This is a genomic window from Actinomadura luteofluorescens, from assembly GCF_013409365.1.
Classification (GTDB): Bacteria; Actinomycetota; Actinomycetes; order Streptosporangiales; family Streptosporangiaceae; genus Spirillospora; species Spirillospora luteofluorescens.
The window spans coordinates 8305841-8321147 of record NZ_JACCBA010000001.1; the positions used below are offsets into that span (position 1 = coordinate 8305841).

The 15307-nt window shown below is 68.1% G+C and carries 19 protein-coding genes and 2 pseudogenes; 9 read left to right on the forward strand and 12 right to left on the reverse strand.

Annotation, left to right across the window (positions count from 1 at the left end; all coding sequences use genetic code 11):
* Positions 1–65: 65 nt before the first annotated feature.
* Together BJY14_RS38275 and BJY14_RS38280 are read right to left on the reverse strand one after the other, a co-directional pair.
* Positions 66–1157: a hypothetical protein gene (locus BJY14_RS38275; protein ID WP_179848061.1), complete on the reverse strand. Its 1092-nt coding sequence runs from the start codon at positions 1155–1157 to the stop codon at positions 66–68.
* Positions 1158–2195: 1038 nt separating this feature from the next.
* Complete coding sequence (locus tag BJY14_RS38280) at positions 2196–2735, reverse strand: putative immunity protein (protein ID WP_179848062.1); 540 nt, start codon at positions 2733–2735, stop codon at positions 2196–2198.
* Positions 2736–3281: 546 nt separating this feature from the next.
* On the opposite strand from BJY14_RS38280, the gene BJY14_RS38285 reads away from it, so the two are divergent.
* From BJY14_RS38285 to BJY14_RS46930, 3 genes are all read left to right on the forward strand, one after another.
* Entirely contained in the window at positions 3282–3497 is a 216-nt protein-coding gene (locus BJY14_RS38285) for a site-specific integrase (RefSeq protein WP_179848063.1), read from the forward strand.
* A gap of 23 nt (positions 3498–3520) precedes the next feature.
* Positions 3521–3898 carry a site-specific integrase gene (locus BJY14_RS47875; RefSeq protein WP_376770060.1) on the forward strand — a complete coding sequence of 126 codons (378 nt, stop codon included), beginning with the start codon at positions 3521–3523 and terminating at the stop codon, positions 3896–3898.
* A gap of 262 nt (positions 3899–4160) precedes the next feature.
* A complete protein-coding gene (locus BJY14_RS46930) occupies positions 4161–4289 on the forward strand; it encodes a hypothetical protein (protein WP_281382503.1) in 129 nt (42 codons plus the stop codon).
* Between the two features lie 49 nt (positions 4290–4338).
* On the opposite strand, the gene BJY14_RS38295 is transcribed toward BJY14_RS46930, so the two are convergent.
* Positions 4339–4701 (reverse strand): hypothetical protein, encoded by a 363-nt coding sequence (locus BJY14_RS38295; protein WP_179848065.1) that lies wholly within the window; start codon positions 4699–4701, stop codon positions 4339–4341.
* Positions 4702–4823: 122 nt separating this feature from the next.
* Here BJY14_RS38295 and BJY14_RS38300 point away from each other — a divergent pair, with 122 nt between their 5' ends.
* Positions 4824–5087: a hypothetical protein gene (locus BJY14_RS38300; RefSeq protein WP_179848066.1), complete on the forward strand. Its 264-nt coding sequence runs from the start codon at positions 4824–4826 to the stop codon at positions 5085–5087.
* Between the two features lie 164 nt (positions 5088–5251).
* On the opposite strand, the gene BJY14_RS38305 is transcribed toward BJY14_RS38300, so the two are convergent.
* From BJY14_RS38305 to BJY14_RS38320, 4 genes are all read right to left on the reverse strand, one after another.
* Positions 5252–5533 (reverse strand): BP74-related protein, encoded by a 282-nt coding sequence (locus BJY14_RS38305; RefSeq protein ID WP_179848067.1) that lies wholly within the window; start codon positions 5531–5533, stop codon positions 5252–5254.
* A gap of 99 nt (positions 5534–5632) precedes the next feature.
* On the reverse strand, positions 5633–5911 hold the full coding sequence (locus BJY14_RS38310) for a hypothetical protein (protein WP_179848068.1): 279 nt from the start codon (positions 5909–5911) through the stop codon (positions 5633–5635).
* A gap of 256 nt (positions 5912–6167) precedes the next feature.
* Entirely contained in the window at positions 6168–6713 is a 546-nt protein-coding gene (locus BJY14_RS38315) for a hypothetical protein (RefSeq protein ID WP_218905775.1), read from the reverse strand.
* Positions 6714–6786: 73 nt separating this feature from the next.
* Entirely contained in the window at positions 6787–7140 is a 354-nt protein-coding gene (locus tag BJY14_RS38320) for a NucA/NucB deoxyribonuclease domain-containing protein (RefSeq protein WP_179848070.1), read from the reverse strand.
* Positions 7141–7492: 352 nt separating this feature from the next.
* Here BJY14_RS38320 and BJY14_RS38325 point away from each other — a divergent pair, with 352 nt between their 5' ends.
* Both BJY14_RS38325 and BJY14_RS38330 read left to right on the forward strand, forming a co-directional pair.
* Positions 7493–7612, forward strand: a complete 120-nt coding sequence (locus tag BJY14_RS38325) for a transposase (RefSeq protein ID WP_179848071.1) — start codon at positions 7493–7495, stop codon at positions 7610–7612.
* 2 nt (positions 7613–7614) lie between these two features.
* Positions 7615–7791: a hypothetical protein gene (locus BJY14_RS38330; protein ID WP_179848072.1), complete on the forward strand. Its 177-nt coding sequence runs from the start codon at positions 7615–7617 to the stop codon at positions 7789–7791.
* Here BJY14_RS38330 and BJY14_RS38335 read toward each other — a convergent pair.
* A pseudogene (locus BJY14_RS38335) lies at positions 7757–8060 on the reverse strand (arsenate reductase/protein-tyrosine-phosphatase family protein); the annotation flags it as partial. The gene BJY14_RS38330 and the pseudogene BJY14_RS38335 sit on opposite strands and share 35 nt — an antisense overlap.
* Positions 8061–8242: 182 nt before the next feature.
* Complete coding sequence (locus tag BJY14_RS38340) at positions 8243–8605, reverse strand: hypothetical protein (protein WP_179841665.1); 363 nt, start codon at positions 8603–8605, stop codon at positions 8243–8245.
* Between the two features lie 245 nt (positions 8606–8850).
* On the opposite strand from BJY14_RS38340, the gene BJY14_RS38345 reads away from it, so the two are divergent.
* Positions 8851–9207 (forward strand): tyrosine-type recombinase/integrase, encoded by a 357-nt coding sequence (locus BJY14_RS38345; RefSeq protein WP_246396269.1) that lies wholly within the window; start codon positions 8851–8853, stop codon positions 9205–9207.
* 458 nt (positions 9208–9665) lie between these two features.
* Here the strand turns inward: BJY14_RS38345 and BJY14_RS38350 are convergent, their stop codons facing one another.
* From BJY14_RS38350 to BJY14_RS38360, 3 genes are all read right to left on the reverse strand, one after another.
* Complete coding sequence (locus BJY14_RS38350) at positions 9666–10862, reverse strand: ATP-dependent DNA ligase (RefSeq protein ID WP_179848074.1); 1197 nt, start codon at positions 10860–10862, stop codon at positions 9666–9668.
* A 382-nt stretch (positions 10863–11244) separates the two neighbouring features.
* A complete protein-coding gene (locus BJY14_RS38355) occupies positions 11245–11772 on the reverse strand; it encodes a hypothetical protein (RefSeq protein WP_179848075.1) in 528 nt (175 codons plus the stop codon).
* A gap of 536 nt (positions 11773–12308) precedes the next feature.
* The gene (locus BJY14_RS38360; protein WP_218905776.1) at positions 12309–12914 is read right to left on the reverse strand and encodes an HD domain-containing protein; all 606 of its coding nucleotides are present in this window, start codon (positions 12912–12914) and stop codon (positions 12309–12311) included.
* Positions 12915–13169: 255 nt separating this feature from the next.
* On the opposite strand from BJY14_RS38360, the pseudogene BJY14_RS38365 reads away from it, so the two are divergent.
* Positions 13170–14329 (forward strand): annotated as a pseudogene (locus BJY14_RS38365) (IS3 family transposase).
* A gap of 55 nt (positions 14330–14384) precedes the next feature.
* On the forward strand, positions 14385–14999 hold the full coding sequence (locus BJY14_RS38370; RefSeq protein ID WP_179848076.1) for a transposase: 615 nt from the start codon (positions 14385–14387) through the stop codon (positions 14997–14999).
* Positions 15000–15307: the final 308 nt, after the last annotated feature.

Genomic DNA, 15307 nt, shown 5'->3' on the forward strand with positions numbered 1-15307 from the left:
CTACCGGAGACCTCACTGCGTCCGGCTCACAACACGCCGATGCTCACCCCACTTCGAAACACGCCCTAGCCTCCGAAGACGGCTTGGTACGCATCCTGCCCTTGCTTGATCAGCACAGTGAGGCCGGCGGAGGTGGTGGTAACCGCCGTCAGTGCCTCCTGGACCCGCTGGTAGGCCGCGCGTACCCGGCCCGGCTCGGGCTGGGAGCCGGTGGTTTCCTCGGAGAGGATCTCGGCGTCGTGGATGAGCTCTTCCTGCTGCTCGGGCGCGATGCCCAGTGTGGGGACCAGTTGCAGCACCAGGTCGGCGAACTGCCGCATGTCCGACGGGTCGAAACCGATGGTGTTGTTCATCAAAGGCTTGTGCTGCCGGCCCGCCATGAAGCCGGTGGAGTCCTTGATGTGGTAGGTGTCTCCACCCTGTCGTTGGTGGCTGAGGAAGTCGTTCACGGTTCTCCCTGAGAGGACGCAATCGGTGCCGTCGTCGGTGACTCGCACCTTGATCGACGCCGCCGTGGTGGTGTCGGCGGTTCCGGCGTGCTGGACGAGGCCGCGCTGTTCGAGGTAGCGGAAGGCGCCGAGGATCTCATCCACCGTGAGTGAGTCCCCCGCGAAGTAGGACCCCGCCGTGTCCACGAAAGCCATGATCTCGACCGGATCGCCTTCCTGCCCGGCTTCGAACGCCCAGCGCAGCAGTTCATCGCAGGCGTTTGCGAGGCGGGCAGTCCGGCTGTTGCGCAGCCGCTGTAACCGCTGGGCCTCGATGACGCCCGCCTCGGTCAGCTGAACTTGCGTGATGTCCTTGCCAGTCAGGGACGTCGATACCTTGATGAGGTCGCGGTGCTCCAACTGCACGACCACCGCCCGCGCGTCGTCCTGCGAGAGTTCATGGTCTGCGATGAACGCCGAGATGTTGACGATCTGGTGCTCGTGCCCCTGTTCACTCAGCCAGCGCAGCAGCAGCGACTGATACGGATCGGCCTCGACCGTGCCGAGTGGCCGCTGTGGCCCCTCTGCGCCAAGGAAGACATCCGGCATGACCGTTTGAACTGGAACCCGCACGGGGTGCTTACGGGCCGCGCGCTCGAATTCCTTGCCGATCTCCTTCTGTATCTGCTCGATGGCACGTCGGTTGATCTTGATTCCCTTGTTGGACAACGCCTACCTCTCCCCATGATCGTTGCGAATCGATGATGAGGCAGCCTATGAGGAGCGTCCGACATTTCTTCGTCTCGGCCCTGGATCTCGCGGCGTCCTCAGGTGCGGCAGGCCCGGAAAGCGGGCGGGGCCTTCCGCGCCCGAGGACGCCTTCCCTACGCGGGCATGGGCCCGGTCGACGTCCACCAGGAGCACGCCAGGCGCACGTTGCCGAAAGACGCTCCAAAGGATGTAGCGGCGGGAAGGGCGCCCCTCCGAAGGCATCCCTGGCGGGGGTTTCCGGGCCGGAGACGTCATCGGCGCTACCCGCTACCCGGCGGCGATGACGCAGGTCGTCATGGGGATGAGCGGTAGCGGCACCAGGTAGCGCAGCCGCTACCCGTAGCGGCCCGGCCGCTACCCCGTAGAGCCCTCGTAGAGGCATCGCCGGGCCGGTTATCCATGGAACACGATTCCTGGGCTTTGGTGACGCCGGCGGCTCATCGTCGAGGGCATGACGAGCACGAGTATTAGGACGACGAGGGCGCACCGATCGCATGGCGCCGAGTTGGCGGACCTCGCACAAGCGCTCGCCCGGCAAGAAATGGAAAATCCTTGGGATCTCGCCGTGTGCGGCGAGGATGTGCGGCGGTGCCACAAGCGCCAGAGCAGGCGCACACGGCCGAGCGCGATGACCAGAGGGAAGTCGCGTGTGCGCACACCAGCTCCGGCCGCATCGAGGTGCCGCGCGGGCGTGTGCGCACACGGACATCCGCCTCGAACACGAGCGTTCTGTGCCTGCGCTGCCGCTCCGGCCGCAGACCATCGGGCGGCGGCGGGAGAGGGCATAAGGGAACCTGGCAACACGGCCTGGAGGCCGCACGCCGATGCGTTGCCGAATTCAGCTCATTGGGATCAAGGGGCGGCGGCCTGGCGGCCGCCGCCGGCGCGCGGCCCGTCCGGGCTCAGGTACCGCCAACTTTGGTGGCGAACGGCGCAGCGCTCTACCGCGGGCAGGGTCGTGTGCGGGGAGTACGTGGCCGTCGGGCGCTGGCTCCCTCAGTGGGACGCGCGTAGGGAAGTGTCCAGGGCGCTCATGAGTTGCGCAATGCGGTTCTTGCCAGTTGGCACGAGGGGGTATCGGGAAAGCACGGCGATCAGGGTCGGCGTGGCGCGTTGCCGCGCTTGTTCGATAGGCATGTCTCCGACTGAAGGGTCGTCGCCGGTATTCAACTCGGCGATGCGCGCGGCGCTCGCGGCTGCGCGCAGAATGTGGCCCACTTGGGTGGCTCGCGATATCGGGTGCAAGTATGCGGCGGATGCGGCATCGCCGGCGCAGCGCGCAGCAAGACGTGCTGTCTCCGTGCCGGCTTCCTTCGCGGCCCGGTGTGCGTCCAGTGCGGTGACACGTTGCAGTTTGGTCCTCTTGGCGCCATTGACGAACTCCCAAGCGGCATCAAGGGCTGCGCGCGGCCGAGAGTCACCGGGAACGGTCTCCTCGAACACCGGGAGGACTTCTTGAGCGCTCTGTGCGACGTAACGCGCTATGTCTCGAAGCTCGTCCATGGTCAGCTCGAAATCACCCGTCACCGTCGTCATGGCCCCAATCCTGCCACGCGGCCAGAACGCCCGGACGCCGCGCGGGTCACCAATACGGTCTGTCCCCCGCGAGGTCTAGCGGAGCGGCCGCTAGACGTCCACGGCCCGCTAGGGGAACATCTCAGCGCGTCCCCGGGGACCTCTGCAGGACGTCCGACCGGCGTTGCCGAAAGAGCGGACGGCGGACGAGGACGAGCGCTAGAAGACCGCTGAAGATCTTGTGAGGGGCCGTCGGGCCATGGGCCGGACAGCCCCTTTGTGGTCATGCTTGGGCCGAGGACATGTGCCAGGTGCCGTTGATTCGGGTGAGTCCGAGGTTGATCAGTGTGCGGAGGTTGAGGGCGGCGGCTCGGGTGTGGAGTCAGGCGTCGGCTTTGATGGTGCCGCGGTGGACGAGCCAGGCGATGGCGCGTTCGACCGGTGGTCTCCAGCGGCGGTAGTGGGCTTGCCAGTCCGGGTCGCCGGCGGCTTGTCGGCGGGCGGTGGCTTGGAGATCGTGGTGGGGAGGCCGCGCGACGCGGGGCCCGGGACCGGGCGATCGTCGCCGTGCTGCTGTACTCCGGCGCCCGGGTGGAGGAACGCGCGCGGCTGCGGGTCGAGGACGTCGCGGTGACCGCGCGGACCGGAACCGTGCGGCTGCACGGCAAGACCAGGTGCGCACCGTGCCGATCCCCGGCGCCAGCCCGCGCCGCGCTGCTGGACTACCTCGCCGAGCGCGGCAGAAGGACGGGCCGCTGTGGTCCGGGCAGCGCGGGCCCCTGACGATCTCCGGAATCACCCAGGTGGTGCTCGCGGTCGGCGAGGACGCCGGGGTCGCCGACCTGCGGCCGCACCGGCTCCGGCACACCTATGGCACCCGGCTGCGCCGCGACGGCGCCGACCCTGCCCAGATGCAATACCTCCTCGGCACGCCGACCTCAAAACCGCCGGCCGCTACTTCCGCGCCGGGCAGCGCGAGGTCGCCGAGCTCGTCGAGCGCGCCTTCCCATCATCTCTCAGCGAACCAGCTCCGGGGCCCCCATCCCCGCCTCGGGGCAAGGCCGGAGCAGGCGGAGGCGTCTGATCCTTGTGAGCGACTCGACCGAACCTGCCGGCCCGCAGATCCGCCCGTGTGGTGGAGGGCGGGTCCGCGTTGCCGGGGTGGAGCGGGCGCCGGCCACTAGGGTTTGTGGACGGCGCCTCTGTGAGGCAAACGAGTGACGTCAGCCGTTACAAATCGGTAGACCATAGGCGGCTTGTTCCCCGTCTTGGAGCAATGCTTGAAATCTGTGGATCCGCCGGGAAGGGGTGTACCTTCCCGATGATCACGTGAAATCTCAAGCATGGCCGACGCGCCAGCGGCGGTCGGGAAGGCACATCCGATGCTCAAGGTCGTCCTCACCGTCCGACCGCGATCCGAGCGGCGAGGCGGCCGGGTCGTCGTCGTTGATCGACGAGATCGTCCGTGAGGGCGCCTGCCGGATGCTGGCCGAGGCGCTCCAGGCCGAGGTCGACGCCTACATCGCCCCCAAAACCCTGATGAGCTACCTCGGCATGCTCCATCCGCGTGCCTGAATGATCTGGATCAAAGACCTTGCCCAGGGCGTCTGTTGACCTCGACGCGCTACACGCCTTGGCGCAGCCACCGCATGGCCGCGTCGGCGCAGTCCTCGGGGCTGGCGTTGAAGGCGATGGCGGCGTCGGGTGCGTGCTGCCGGACCAGGTTGATCACCTTCTCGAAGAGTTCGAGCAACGGCTCGTGCGTACGGATGCCGCCCCCGATCACCACACAGGCGTAGTCTTTACGGGTCAGCGCCTCAACGATCGCTCCCTCGGGGTTCTCCTCCAGGGCCACCAGGCAATAATCGGCCTCGATGCCCCGATCTTCGAAACGGGCCTGACCACGCGCTATCGCCGCCTGAACCGGCTCCGGGTCCCAGCCCTGGATCTTGGCAGGATCAACGCCGACCACCAGTACTCGCGCCACTGCCCCTCCTTCCCGGAATGTCTCCACGCCAGAACCCTATCGAAGGTGGTGCCGGGAGCCATCGCCGCAGCCGGCCCGGGGCCAACAGGAGCGAATCTGGCGGCGGCGGCCGCGTGGGCGCTGTGAGCGTCGCTGGCCTGCGCGGTCCGCTCCCGCTGCTGAGCGTCGGCGAGCTGGTCGTGGGCCTCGGCGGCATCGGTGCGGTCGGTGGTGGCGGTGTGCCGTGTCTGCTCCTCGGCGAGCTGTGCGCGTGCGGCCTGCAGGTCCTCCAGCAGTCTCGCGGTCTCCTGCTGCGCGGCGTCCAACTGCGCGGCAGTGTCGGCGCGCTCGCGCTCGGCGTCGGCGGCCTGCTGGGCGCGTTGGGCGGCTATGCAGTTTTAAACTGAGCTAGCGGGGTTCGAGTGGGGGCCAGAGCTTGGGGCCACTCGGGTGGTCTCCGGGGCGCGGCGGAGAAGTCGCCGCGGCGGCCGCCCCAGCGGCGACATCCGGATGAGACGGGGGGTCCTAGCTCGGTAGGGGGCCGGCGCTGCTCGGGCGTCGGGAGGGTCGCCTACGTGGCGGGGATCTCTCGGATGAGGCGGGAGTTCCAGTCGCACCAGACCAGGCCGGGCAGGAAGGCACCGCCCGCTTCGTCGATGTGGTCCTCGGCGTAGGGGATGGTCGCGTCGCAGACCTCGATGCCCTCGTTGAAGAACTCGATGGTGTCGGGGTCGGCGTGGTAGCTCCAGCGGGGGTTGTAATCGGCCGTCCGCTTGAGGATCCGCGTGACCTCGTGAGGCCTGTCGGTGGTCTTGCCGTTAACCCTTGGAAGTCCTGCTGGGGCCAGAAGCACATGCCCTCGCGGACCTGGAGTCGGTCCAGTGCCTTGCGGCAGGCGGTCACGGCGGGCTGGGTGCGCGGCAGGATGGTGACGGTGATGGGCCGGGTCTGGTCACCGAGCTTGATGGAGCCTTCGAAGGTGCCGCCTTGCTGGGGGGGCGTCATCGGTGGCCTGCAGGGTCACCTCGATGTCGTCGGTGAAGGACCAATTCACGGTGAAGTTGCCGGTGGCGGTCCTGCCGTCGTCAGCGATCGTGACCGGGCACTGGTGGCCCTGGGTGCAGTGCAGGTCCAGTGCCGTGATGCGGGTGTAGGGGGGATTGGCCGGCGTTGCCGCCGGGTCCGCCTCCGGCGCCGAATTCTCCGGAGGCGGCGCGGGCTGGGCGGCCATGGCGGGCGAAGGCCACGCCGGCAGCGGTCGCCAGGCTCACCGCGCTGAGACCGGTGAGCGCGACCTTGGTAAACAGATTGGTTCTCATGGGGAACTTCCTCCTGCACTTGGAGGTGAACGGCGGTAGGGAACAGGCCGGGGCCGAAGGCCCCTGGACCGGCTGCTCCCCGGACTCGTCCTCAACGACGATGTCGGTCACCTGGCGTCTCCTTGATCATCGGATCCGCTGTTAATTAGACACTCCCGTTACGACTTCTTAGAAGGGCCCCTGCTTCTTGGAGGTGGCGGCGTCGGTCGCTGTTGACGGTACCTGTCCTCGCGGATCGAGCATGATTTCATGGGTGTCGACTGCCGGCATGGCGGACGGGTCGGGTCCGGGGTCGCGGTAGTCGTGCACGGCATCAGTATCGAGGAAGCTGTCCCGGGTCTGTATCCACCCGGGCACCTGGGCCATGGCGTCTTGGATGCGGTCGCGTACTCGCCGTGTAGTGTCCGCGTTTTCGGTGTCTCCGACTTCTTCGGCGACCTGCGCCCAGCGATCGACGATCGCGTGGGCCAACGACCACTGGGTGAGCGTCAACGAAACGACGATCTCCTGATCTTGCGGCGGCCAGTCCTGGCGGCCCTTGCTATGGAGTATCTGGTCCCAGGCGTCTTCGCGGATGCTGGTGGCCAGTGCCACGATGCCTGTGGGGTCCCCGGCCACGACTACGCCGTCGATTTCGTTGTCGGTCGAAGCGTCCACGACTCCCCACTGGGCGACGGTCATCGGAATCGGATGCCTGGAGCCGACGGCCATCACGCAGTCCCTTCTTCCGTGGGATGGGCAGGGGTCCCTGCTTCACGTAGGGACCCCTGCCCGGCTGATGCTCAGATTACGGGACGATGTCCACCCAGAAGGGATCCGTCTCAATGATCCGGAAGTTGTCGAACCACCATGAGCGGTATCCACCTTCGGCGCTGTTGTCGGTGTCTTTGACCAGCTCCCAACTGAAGTCTCCCTTGCCCTGCAAGGCCGCACCCTGGTGGGTTGCGGCGAAGGGGTACTCGTCGCATTCCTTGCCGGCGGGACGAGGGCTCGGGGCAGTCTTGCAGGCCTCGTAACGGTTCTTATTGATCAGAGTGGGGTCCATCAGCCGTGTCAGGGGCTTGTCGATGGCCGGGTTTCCGGTGTATTTGCCCCAGTGAATCCGGGTACTGGTTTGTGCCCGTTCGATGTGCTGAGCCACTGCCTGTGCGGTGCCTGTGGTCTTGGACAGGCTGTAGAAGGGGGTCAGGTCGGCGAAGACGTAGCCGCCCTGGTCGGCCCTTACTGGGGTCGCTGCCCGGCAGCCGCTTGTCGCAGCGGATGCTCTCGGAGTCGTGGTAGAAGGAGTCCCCCTTGGTCGAGAGGTCAGTGGCGGTGTGCGTCACGGTGACGGTGGTCCGCATGTAGTGCCACAGCGCCGTGTTCGGATCATTGCTGGCCGTCGGCGCGGAGTGGAAGTTTGCATAGCCGTAGAGGCCCTTTGAAGCCCACCGGTTCGATGAAGTCCTTCAAGCCAGTCATGATCTTGGCTGGCAGGGAGGAGAATCACCGCGATGGCAGCACCACGTAAATACCCCCAGGAGCTCCGGGACCGGGCCGTCCGGCTGGCGTTGGAGCCCGACCGGCCGATCGCCCAGATCGCCGCCGAGCTCGGCCAGCCCCGGACGAAGTAGTCATGGTGGTCGACCACCTGCGTGACCGCTTCGGGGTCGAGCCGGTGTGCCGGATCTTGGACCTGTGCCCAGGCACCTACTACGGCCGCAAACGCCGTCCGCCGTCCGACCGCGCCCAGCGCGACGCGGTGCTGATCGAGCAGATCAGCGACGTCCATCAGGCCAGTTACGGCACCTAGAGTCGCGGATGGGGCGGACGGCGTCGCCGCCTTGGCCGGCGGGGTCGTCGAGGGTCCAGTCCAGGTAGCGCTTGCCGGGGAAGACGGGGGCAGGTGTCGCCGCAGCCCATGGTGATGACGACATCGGATGCCTGCACGGCGTCCACGGTGAGGACCTTGGGGATCTCGGCGGAGATGTCGATGCCCTCTTCGGCCATGGCCGCGACGACGGCGGGGTTGACCTGGTCAACGGGCTGCGATCCGGCGGAGCGGACTTCGACGCGGTGGCGGACGAGCCCGTTCACGAACCCCCTGGTCGGCGGCACTGATGCACGTCGACGAGCATCCTGGATGAGGATTTTTGATACGTCCTGGCGCCCGCTGCGCGGCCGCCGGGACGTCGCCCGGCGGGCGGGGCGTGCGGCCTCTTCGGGCCGGTCCCGGCCGCCGGGCGACGTCCGCTGTGTGGCGGCTAGGTGGTCTGGTACTGCAGCAGCCAGCTTGCGGGGATGTTGTCGGCTCTGTCGCCGGAGCTTCTCTTCACTCGGCCGATGCTGATCTTCTGCGTCGAGGCGGGGAGTTGGTCGCCGACGCGGTTGCCGCCGGCGGTGAGGTCGTAGTTCTTGACGGAGGTCCAGGTGCTGCCGTTGTGGACGGCGACCCGGAGCCGCACGTCGGCCCAGTCGCTGCCGAAGCTGATGTAGCCGTCGCCGGCCCAGCCACCCTGGTTGGCCATCGGGACGGCCAGGACGATCGCGTACCTGTAGTGGATCAGCCCGCCGTTTTCGTCGATCGCGAAGCCGTGGGGGATCTCGCCGGTCTGGAATGCCTGCATCGTGCTCCTTCCGGTCCGGTGCGGGCGCCAGCCCGGGGGCACGGCGCTGAGCACCGGCGGGGGGTTGACCCTCTCGGTCAGCGGCCAGCCGGGAACTCAGCCGACCACCAAGAGAACCGTAATCAGGCAGATGCGTACAGTCAGATAGATGATGGAGAACTGGCCAGACGCGCCACGTATCTGTCCCGTTGCGGCAAACCCCCGTCACCCCTCCGCCCGACCCGCAAGCGCACTGCCCCCACGCGTTGCCGAATTCGGCTCATTGGGATCAAGGCGGCGCCCGGCCCGGGCGCCGCCCGGACGACGGCCGGCAGCGCGCGCCAGAGCACGGCCGGGACGGCGTCAAAGCCGATACCGAGGTCGACCTGCCACTGTTCGCCACCCCCACTGGCCGCCCGATCGATCAGCCCTACGTCTTCCGGCTCCTGCAGCGCGTCGCCAAGGCCGCCGGCATCGCCCAGGCCGACCGGCTCTCCCCGCACTCGCTGCAGCACTCGGTGGCCACGCTGCTGCTGGACCGCGGCCACCCGCTGCACGTCGTGCAGGACTTCCTCGGCCACGCCGGCCCCCGCACCACCTTCGGCGAGGGTGACCTGACGTAGGTCTGGTTCTCAGCGGTGTTGTGGGCGGTGGCGCAGGACTGGCCGACGGTGTCGCCGGCGTGCTTGACCTTCAGCGGCGCGGTGGTTCGGGCGGCTGTGGGGTAGACGCCCGCGGCGGGCCAGATGATCTTCCAGTGGCAGGCCGGGGTCGCTGGCGCCGGGGGCGACACCCGCGCCGCTGCCGCGGGGGCGGCGGCAGTGAAGTCGACCGTGCCACCGGCCAGGGCGGCGCGGGTGAAGTCGACCGCGCCGCTCTCGAATTTGGCGCCGGTGAAATCGACGAGGCCGCTTACAAACCGCGCCCCACGAAACGAGACCCGGCTGGTGACGAAGAGGGTTTCGCTGAAGTCACCGCCGTCGAACACGACATCGGTGAAGTCGAAGTCGTGGCCTTGCCAGGAGACCGGGGTTCCCGCGCGCAGGTGGTTGCCGACGATGCGGATGATGGTGTGGCGGACCTATCGGAGGCCGCGGAAGGCAGCACGGGCGCGGGGATGCTCGCCGAGGTCTTGGCCCTCGGCCGGTCCGTCGCCGGGATCGGAGTCGTAGGGCAGGCGCAGGAACGCGCACAGTACGTCGATGCAGGTTTGGCGGAACTCGCGGGTGGGGGCGTCGTCGGCGAGCCCGGCTAGGGCGTGGACGCCGCCGAGTTGGATCGCGGGGGAGGGGGCGCCGAGCTGGGCGACGGCGGCGGTGAACCGGTCGGTGCGCTGCCCCTGCTCGGTCAGTTCATGGGTGCGGCGCTGCCCTTCCTGCACTGCCTCGACTCCTCCGATGGCGGCCTGGGCCGAGCGGCGAGCCGAGGTAGCATTGGAGGCGCCACCGGCCCAGCCAGCGGGCAGCGGCTGCGGCCAGGGGTGCTCGTCACCGGCGGGCGTGAGCAGGCCGGCCAGCTCCCGCCGCGCCGGAGCAGCCAGCGGGGCCGACCGCGCGACCACGCGCATCCGGCCGCGGCCGTGCTCGTACCGTCCGAGGATCAAGGTCCGCGGCGCCTGCACGGGACCGGTGACACCACCGATGATCATTTCGGTGGTGGTGCGGTGCTTCACCTTCGACCAGCCGCGTTTGCCCTCCCGGTAGCGGCCGGCGGCGGCCTTCACCACCAGGCCCTCGACATCCTGCGCAACGAGGACCTCGAACCACAGCCGGGCCTCGCCCACGTCGCGCAGCTGCGGGCACAGCACGACGCGGGACGTGCCAGGCAGGCCGGCCAGAAGGACCTCGAGTTCGGCGCGGCGCTCGGACAGCGGCGCCGGGCGCAGGTCCTCACCCGCAGTCTCCAGCAGGTCGAACACCACGTAATGGCAGGGCTCGATAATGGCGAGGTCTGCGCGGCGGCGGCCCGCGACATGGCGGCGCTGGAGCGCCGAAAAGTCCAGCCGTCCATCGCGTCCCCAGCGGACGATCTCGCCGTCGACGACGGTCCTGGGCGGGAGCGTGTCGAACACGGCGAGGACGATCTCGGGGAACGCCGCGTTGAGGCGTTTGAGGCGCCGAGACGAGAGTGGCACACCGCCGTGCTCGTCAATGTGGGCGATACAGCGGAACCCGTCGAATTTGGGTTCGTATCGGCATCCGCCCGGACACCCGCCCTCGCCGGGGATGGCGTCGATGCTCGCCACCGCCATGGGCACGATGGGGCGCCGGATGTGCATCGTCCGTGCCCCTTCTGTGCTGGTCGTGCGGGGGGCTTGTGGGGGACGCCTACCCGCAGGCTGATGGGAGCCGCGAGGCCCGGGGCAGCCTTGGCCGGGGGTTGACCCCCGCGTGCCCGTCCTCGGCCCGATAGGCACCGGCGGTGCGGGGCTGGCACCTGTCGCCGCGCTGACCGGCGTCCTCGCCCTGGTCGACGCGCTCCACTTGCCGGTACAGCTGAGCGTGGAGCCGATCGCCGGGGACGCGGGCACCGATCGCACGGCGCCGAGATGGCAGACCTCGCACGAGCACTCGCAAGCAAAGCGTTACGAACTGGCTGCCTGGGTCCCAAGGAGCACGGGGGCCCAGCGGTGTTGCCGGGGCCCTGCAAGGTGGGGGTGTTCAGCGGTCTCTGAAGAGGGCTGGAGTGGCTACTCCCCGGCGGGGGGTGCGGGGCGGCGCAGGCCTTTGCCGCACAGGTCGGTCTGTTTGAGCGCGCGGAGCCGGCCAGATCTGGATGAGATAGACCTCTGGTGATCGCGACACGCATCCGTCGTATGCGATGTCGCGGCCACGAGCATGTGCGCGGAGCCGGTAGGTGCCCGGCCCTGCCGGGGTGAGCATCGGCAGGGCGGGTGGATCTGCCGTCAGGCAGCGCACCATGAGTGGGCCGTGTTCCACCTTCGTGCTGGCCTCGGCGACTTCTTCCCAGTCCGCATCGTCCAAGGGCGGCTGGTGGTCGTGGATCTCGATGTGCACCGCGACGTTGCCGTTGGCGATTCCGGTGTGTACGAGCACCCCTTCGCCGGTGGTGGAGAGGAGCCGTCCAGCTTCCTCGGGCACGTAGTCCTGCTGGTCCGGCTTCATGAGAAGGAACTGGTGGTAGTCGATGTAGGTCCACGCGGGGCCATGTCGGGCGATCAAGGTCATCGAGCTATTCCTTCGCTGTTGGTGGGTTAGCGGTTCAAGGTTCCGCCGGCTTGGACTGCTGCGATCCAGATTGGGAGATCCTGGCCCTGGCGTTGGGTGAGGATGACGGCGAAGTCAGGGACGTGCCGGGCGAGCACATCCAGTTCCGGGCACCGCGCCAGGATCGCTTTGAGCTGGAGTTGGTGTTCCTCGTCGGGCCGGTCGGGGCGGGGGGTGATCCAGCCTGCCGCTTTGCGGGCCGAGGTGCAGCGAAGGTGAGTTCGGCACCGGCCGCGCGGGCGACCCCCGGTAGCGGTCCTGCGGCGTGCTCGACGTCATCGAGTACACCGACGTTCGGGTCCGGGCTCGTGCTGCTGTCGCACCGGCTCAAGCCCATCGCGTGGCGGGTGAGCGACCCTCGCCGTCCAGAGCGTCCGGGTGCTGGTCCTAACAACCGGCGCTGCCCGGCCACGGCGCCCGCACGGCCGCGAAGACGCCGTGGCGGGGCGTCAGGACGCACCAGGGTCGAACCGTTCCCTGGGCGGAGCAGGGGCCAGTCAGGCGTCGAGCGGGTTGCGCCGGATGCGGTCGGCGACCCCAGCGGACACCGACAGCGCGGCGGAACTGCCCGGCTTGCGCGCCGCCTGGTCACGGAAGCAGGTCGTGAACTCCTCGGCCAGGTCCAGGCGCGGGTAGCGCTCCAGTACCTCGCCGCGCAGCCCGACCGGGATCCCATCGAGGCCGCGACCGGAGATGTCGATGCCGGTGGCCAGCTCCAGCAGGTGGCCCTCGGGATCCTCTTCGACGGGCACCTCGGGCCACATGTGCCGCACGATGATCTCCGACGCCCGTACCCGGCGCTCCGGGGGCCAGCCCGCGCAGGCGCCGAAGACCCAGGCCACGTGGCCGCCCGCATCCTCGAACGGCACCGTGTGGCTGTCGAACTCCGCCACCAGGCCGATGTCGTGCAGGAGAGCCGACACGTAGAGCAACTCGGCGTCGAACGCGATGCCGTTGCGCTGTGCGTGTGCCGCCGCCCAGAGGTAGGAGCGGACGGAGTGGTTGAGCAGGGAAGGCGTCTCGTACGTGGTCGCCACTTCGAGAGCGCCGCGGCAGGCCGGGCTATCGGGGATCAGCAGGTCGTCCAATCCCACAGAACTCATCGTGTTCCTCCGTTCTCCGACCTCGGCGCGCCCACTCGTACGGTGACCTCGCCGCACGGCCGAGGGCAAGACCAAAAACGAGATCGTCCGCTGCCTCAAGCGCCACGTCGCGCGTGAGGTCCACCAGGTGATCATTCGCTCGACGGCACTCCTGCCACCGGTTGCGCAGACCTAGGAGCTGATGTTGCCCCCGATTGACGGGCGCGGATGTTGAGAGAGGTAGAGTTCGGCGATCTTGTGAAGGAAATCGTTTTCGTGCCCAAGCCTTACCCGCCGGAGTTTCGTCGGCGTGCCCTGGATCTGCTGGAGTCGGGACGATCGGTGCGGGACGTGGCCGCGGCGCTGGGCATCGCGGAGTCGTGCTTGCACCGCTGGAAACGGCGGGACCTGATAGAGCGTGGCCTGAAGCCGCTCAGCCCCGCAGAGGCCGAGTCCGCTGCCCTGGCCCAGGCCCGAGCACGGATCGCCGAGCTGGAGAACGAGATCAAGATCCTGCGGAAGGCCGCCGCGGCGGTCGAGCAGGTGGTGCCCCAAAAGCCCGGTTCGCCCCAATAGCCGAGTTGGCCGTTGAGGGCGTCCCGGTCAAGCAGGCATGTCTTGCGCTCGGAGTGTCCCGATCGGGCTTCTACGACGCCCGCACCCGACCCCCCTCGGCGCGCGCCATCCGTCAAGCGTGGCTGACCGGCCAGATCACTGCCATCCACCAGGCATCACGACAGACCTATGGATCGCCCCGAGTGCGCGCCGAGCTCGTCCAGGGCCAGGGCGTGGCCGTCTCGCGCAAGACGGTGGCGGTGCTGATGCAGCGGGCCGGCCTGGCAGGGCTGCCCCTGCGGCGTCGCGCCAAGCGGGTCCCCGCCGCGGCAACGGTCACCGACCTGGTGAAACGCGACTTCCACCGCGATGGCCCCAACCAGTTGTGGGTCACCGACATCACCGAGCACCCCACCCGCGAGGGCAAGCTCTACTGCTGCGTGGTCCTGGACGCCTACTCCCGCCGAGTGGTCGGCTGGGCCATCGATTCACGGCAACGAGCCGACCTGGCCACCTCCGCTCTCGGCATGGCAATCGACTCCCGCGGCACCGCCGGACAGATCCCTGACACGATCATCCATGCAGATCACGGCACCCAGTTCACCTCATGGACCTTCACCGAACGCGCACGCCGAGCCGGACTCCTACCCTCCCTGGGCACCGTCGGAGACCCCTACGACAACGCCGTGGCCGAATCGTTCTGGGCACGCATGCAAACCGAGCTACTCGACCGGCAACGCTGGCGGACCCGCGTCGAGCTCGCCAACGCGATCTTCGAATACATCGAAGGGTTCTACAACCGCCGCCGACGACACTCCGCCCTGGACTACATGAGCCCGATACAGTTCGAAAGCACCCACCCGCTGAACCTGATCTCCTGACCAGCGAGTCCGTGAAACCGGGGCAACATCAGGTCGACCGGTGGCGGGCGGAGGTGTGGCCGACGGTGGAAGCACCGCGGCGGACCTGGGCGCCTGGATCTGCTTCGAGGACGAAGCCGGCCAGGGGCTGAGGCCGCCCAAAGGCACCACCTGGGGACGGCGCGGACGCACACCGGTGGTGCGCGTCACCGCCCGCGGCACCCACCGGATCTCGCTGGCCGCGCTCGTGGCGATCAAGCCCGGCGAGCATCCCCGGCTGATCTATCGCGCATACGCCTACCGCGGCCGAAAACGCGAGAGAAAGGGATTCGACGAGGGCGACTACATCCGCTTACTGGATGCCGCTCACCAGCAACTCGGCGGGCCGATCGTCGTCGTGTGGGACAACCTCAACACTCACCGCTCGGCCCGGATGCGCCGCTACCTGGCCGCCCGGGACTGGCTCACCATCTTCTACCTGCCGCCCCATGCTCCTGAACTCAACCCCGTCGAGGGTGTGTGGTCACACCTGAAACGGTCCCTGGCCAACCTCACCAAGCACACCATCGACCAGCTCATGCAGCTGATCAAGACCCGCCTGAAACGCATCCAGCACCGGCCCGCCCTACTCAACAGCCCCCTCGCCCACACCCACCTGCAAATCAGTAACCCAGCTATTGAAGCTCTCTAGGTGGGGATCTCGCATTGGGCGGTGAGGTCATGCAGAACGGTCGAGCACCGCGCATAGCCGGTGAGTTCTCCCACCCCCGGAAGCGTAACGTTTAGCCCCCCCATCACCGGACAGTTTCACGGACCACCTATCTGAGACAACACCACAGCAGGTCGTGATCTCGTTGTCGATCTCCAAAGTCTCCTGCACGGTTGTCCGACGTCCCGAGCACTAGAGCCATACCGTTAAAGGTAGATGCGTGGCGAGGTCGCACCTGGGCTCTGATAGTGAGGCGTCATGACGGGGCGTACATGGGTTTGGATCGGGGC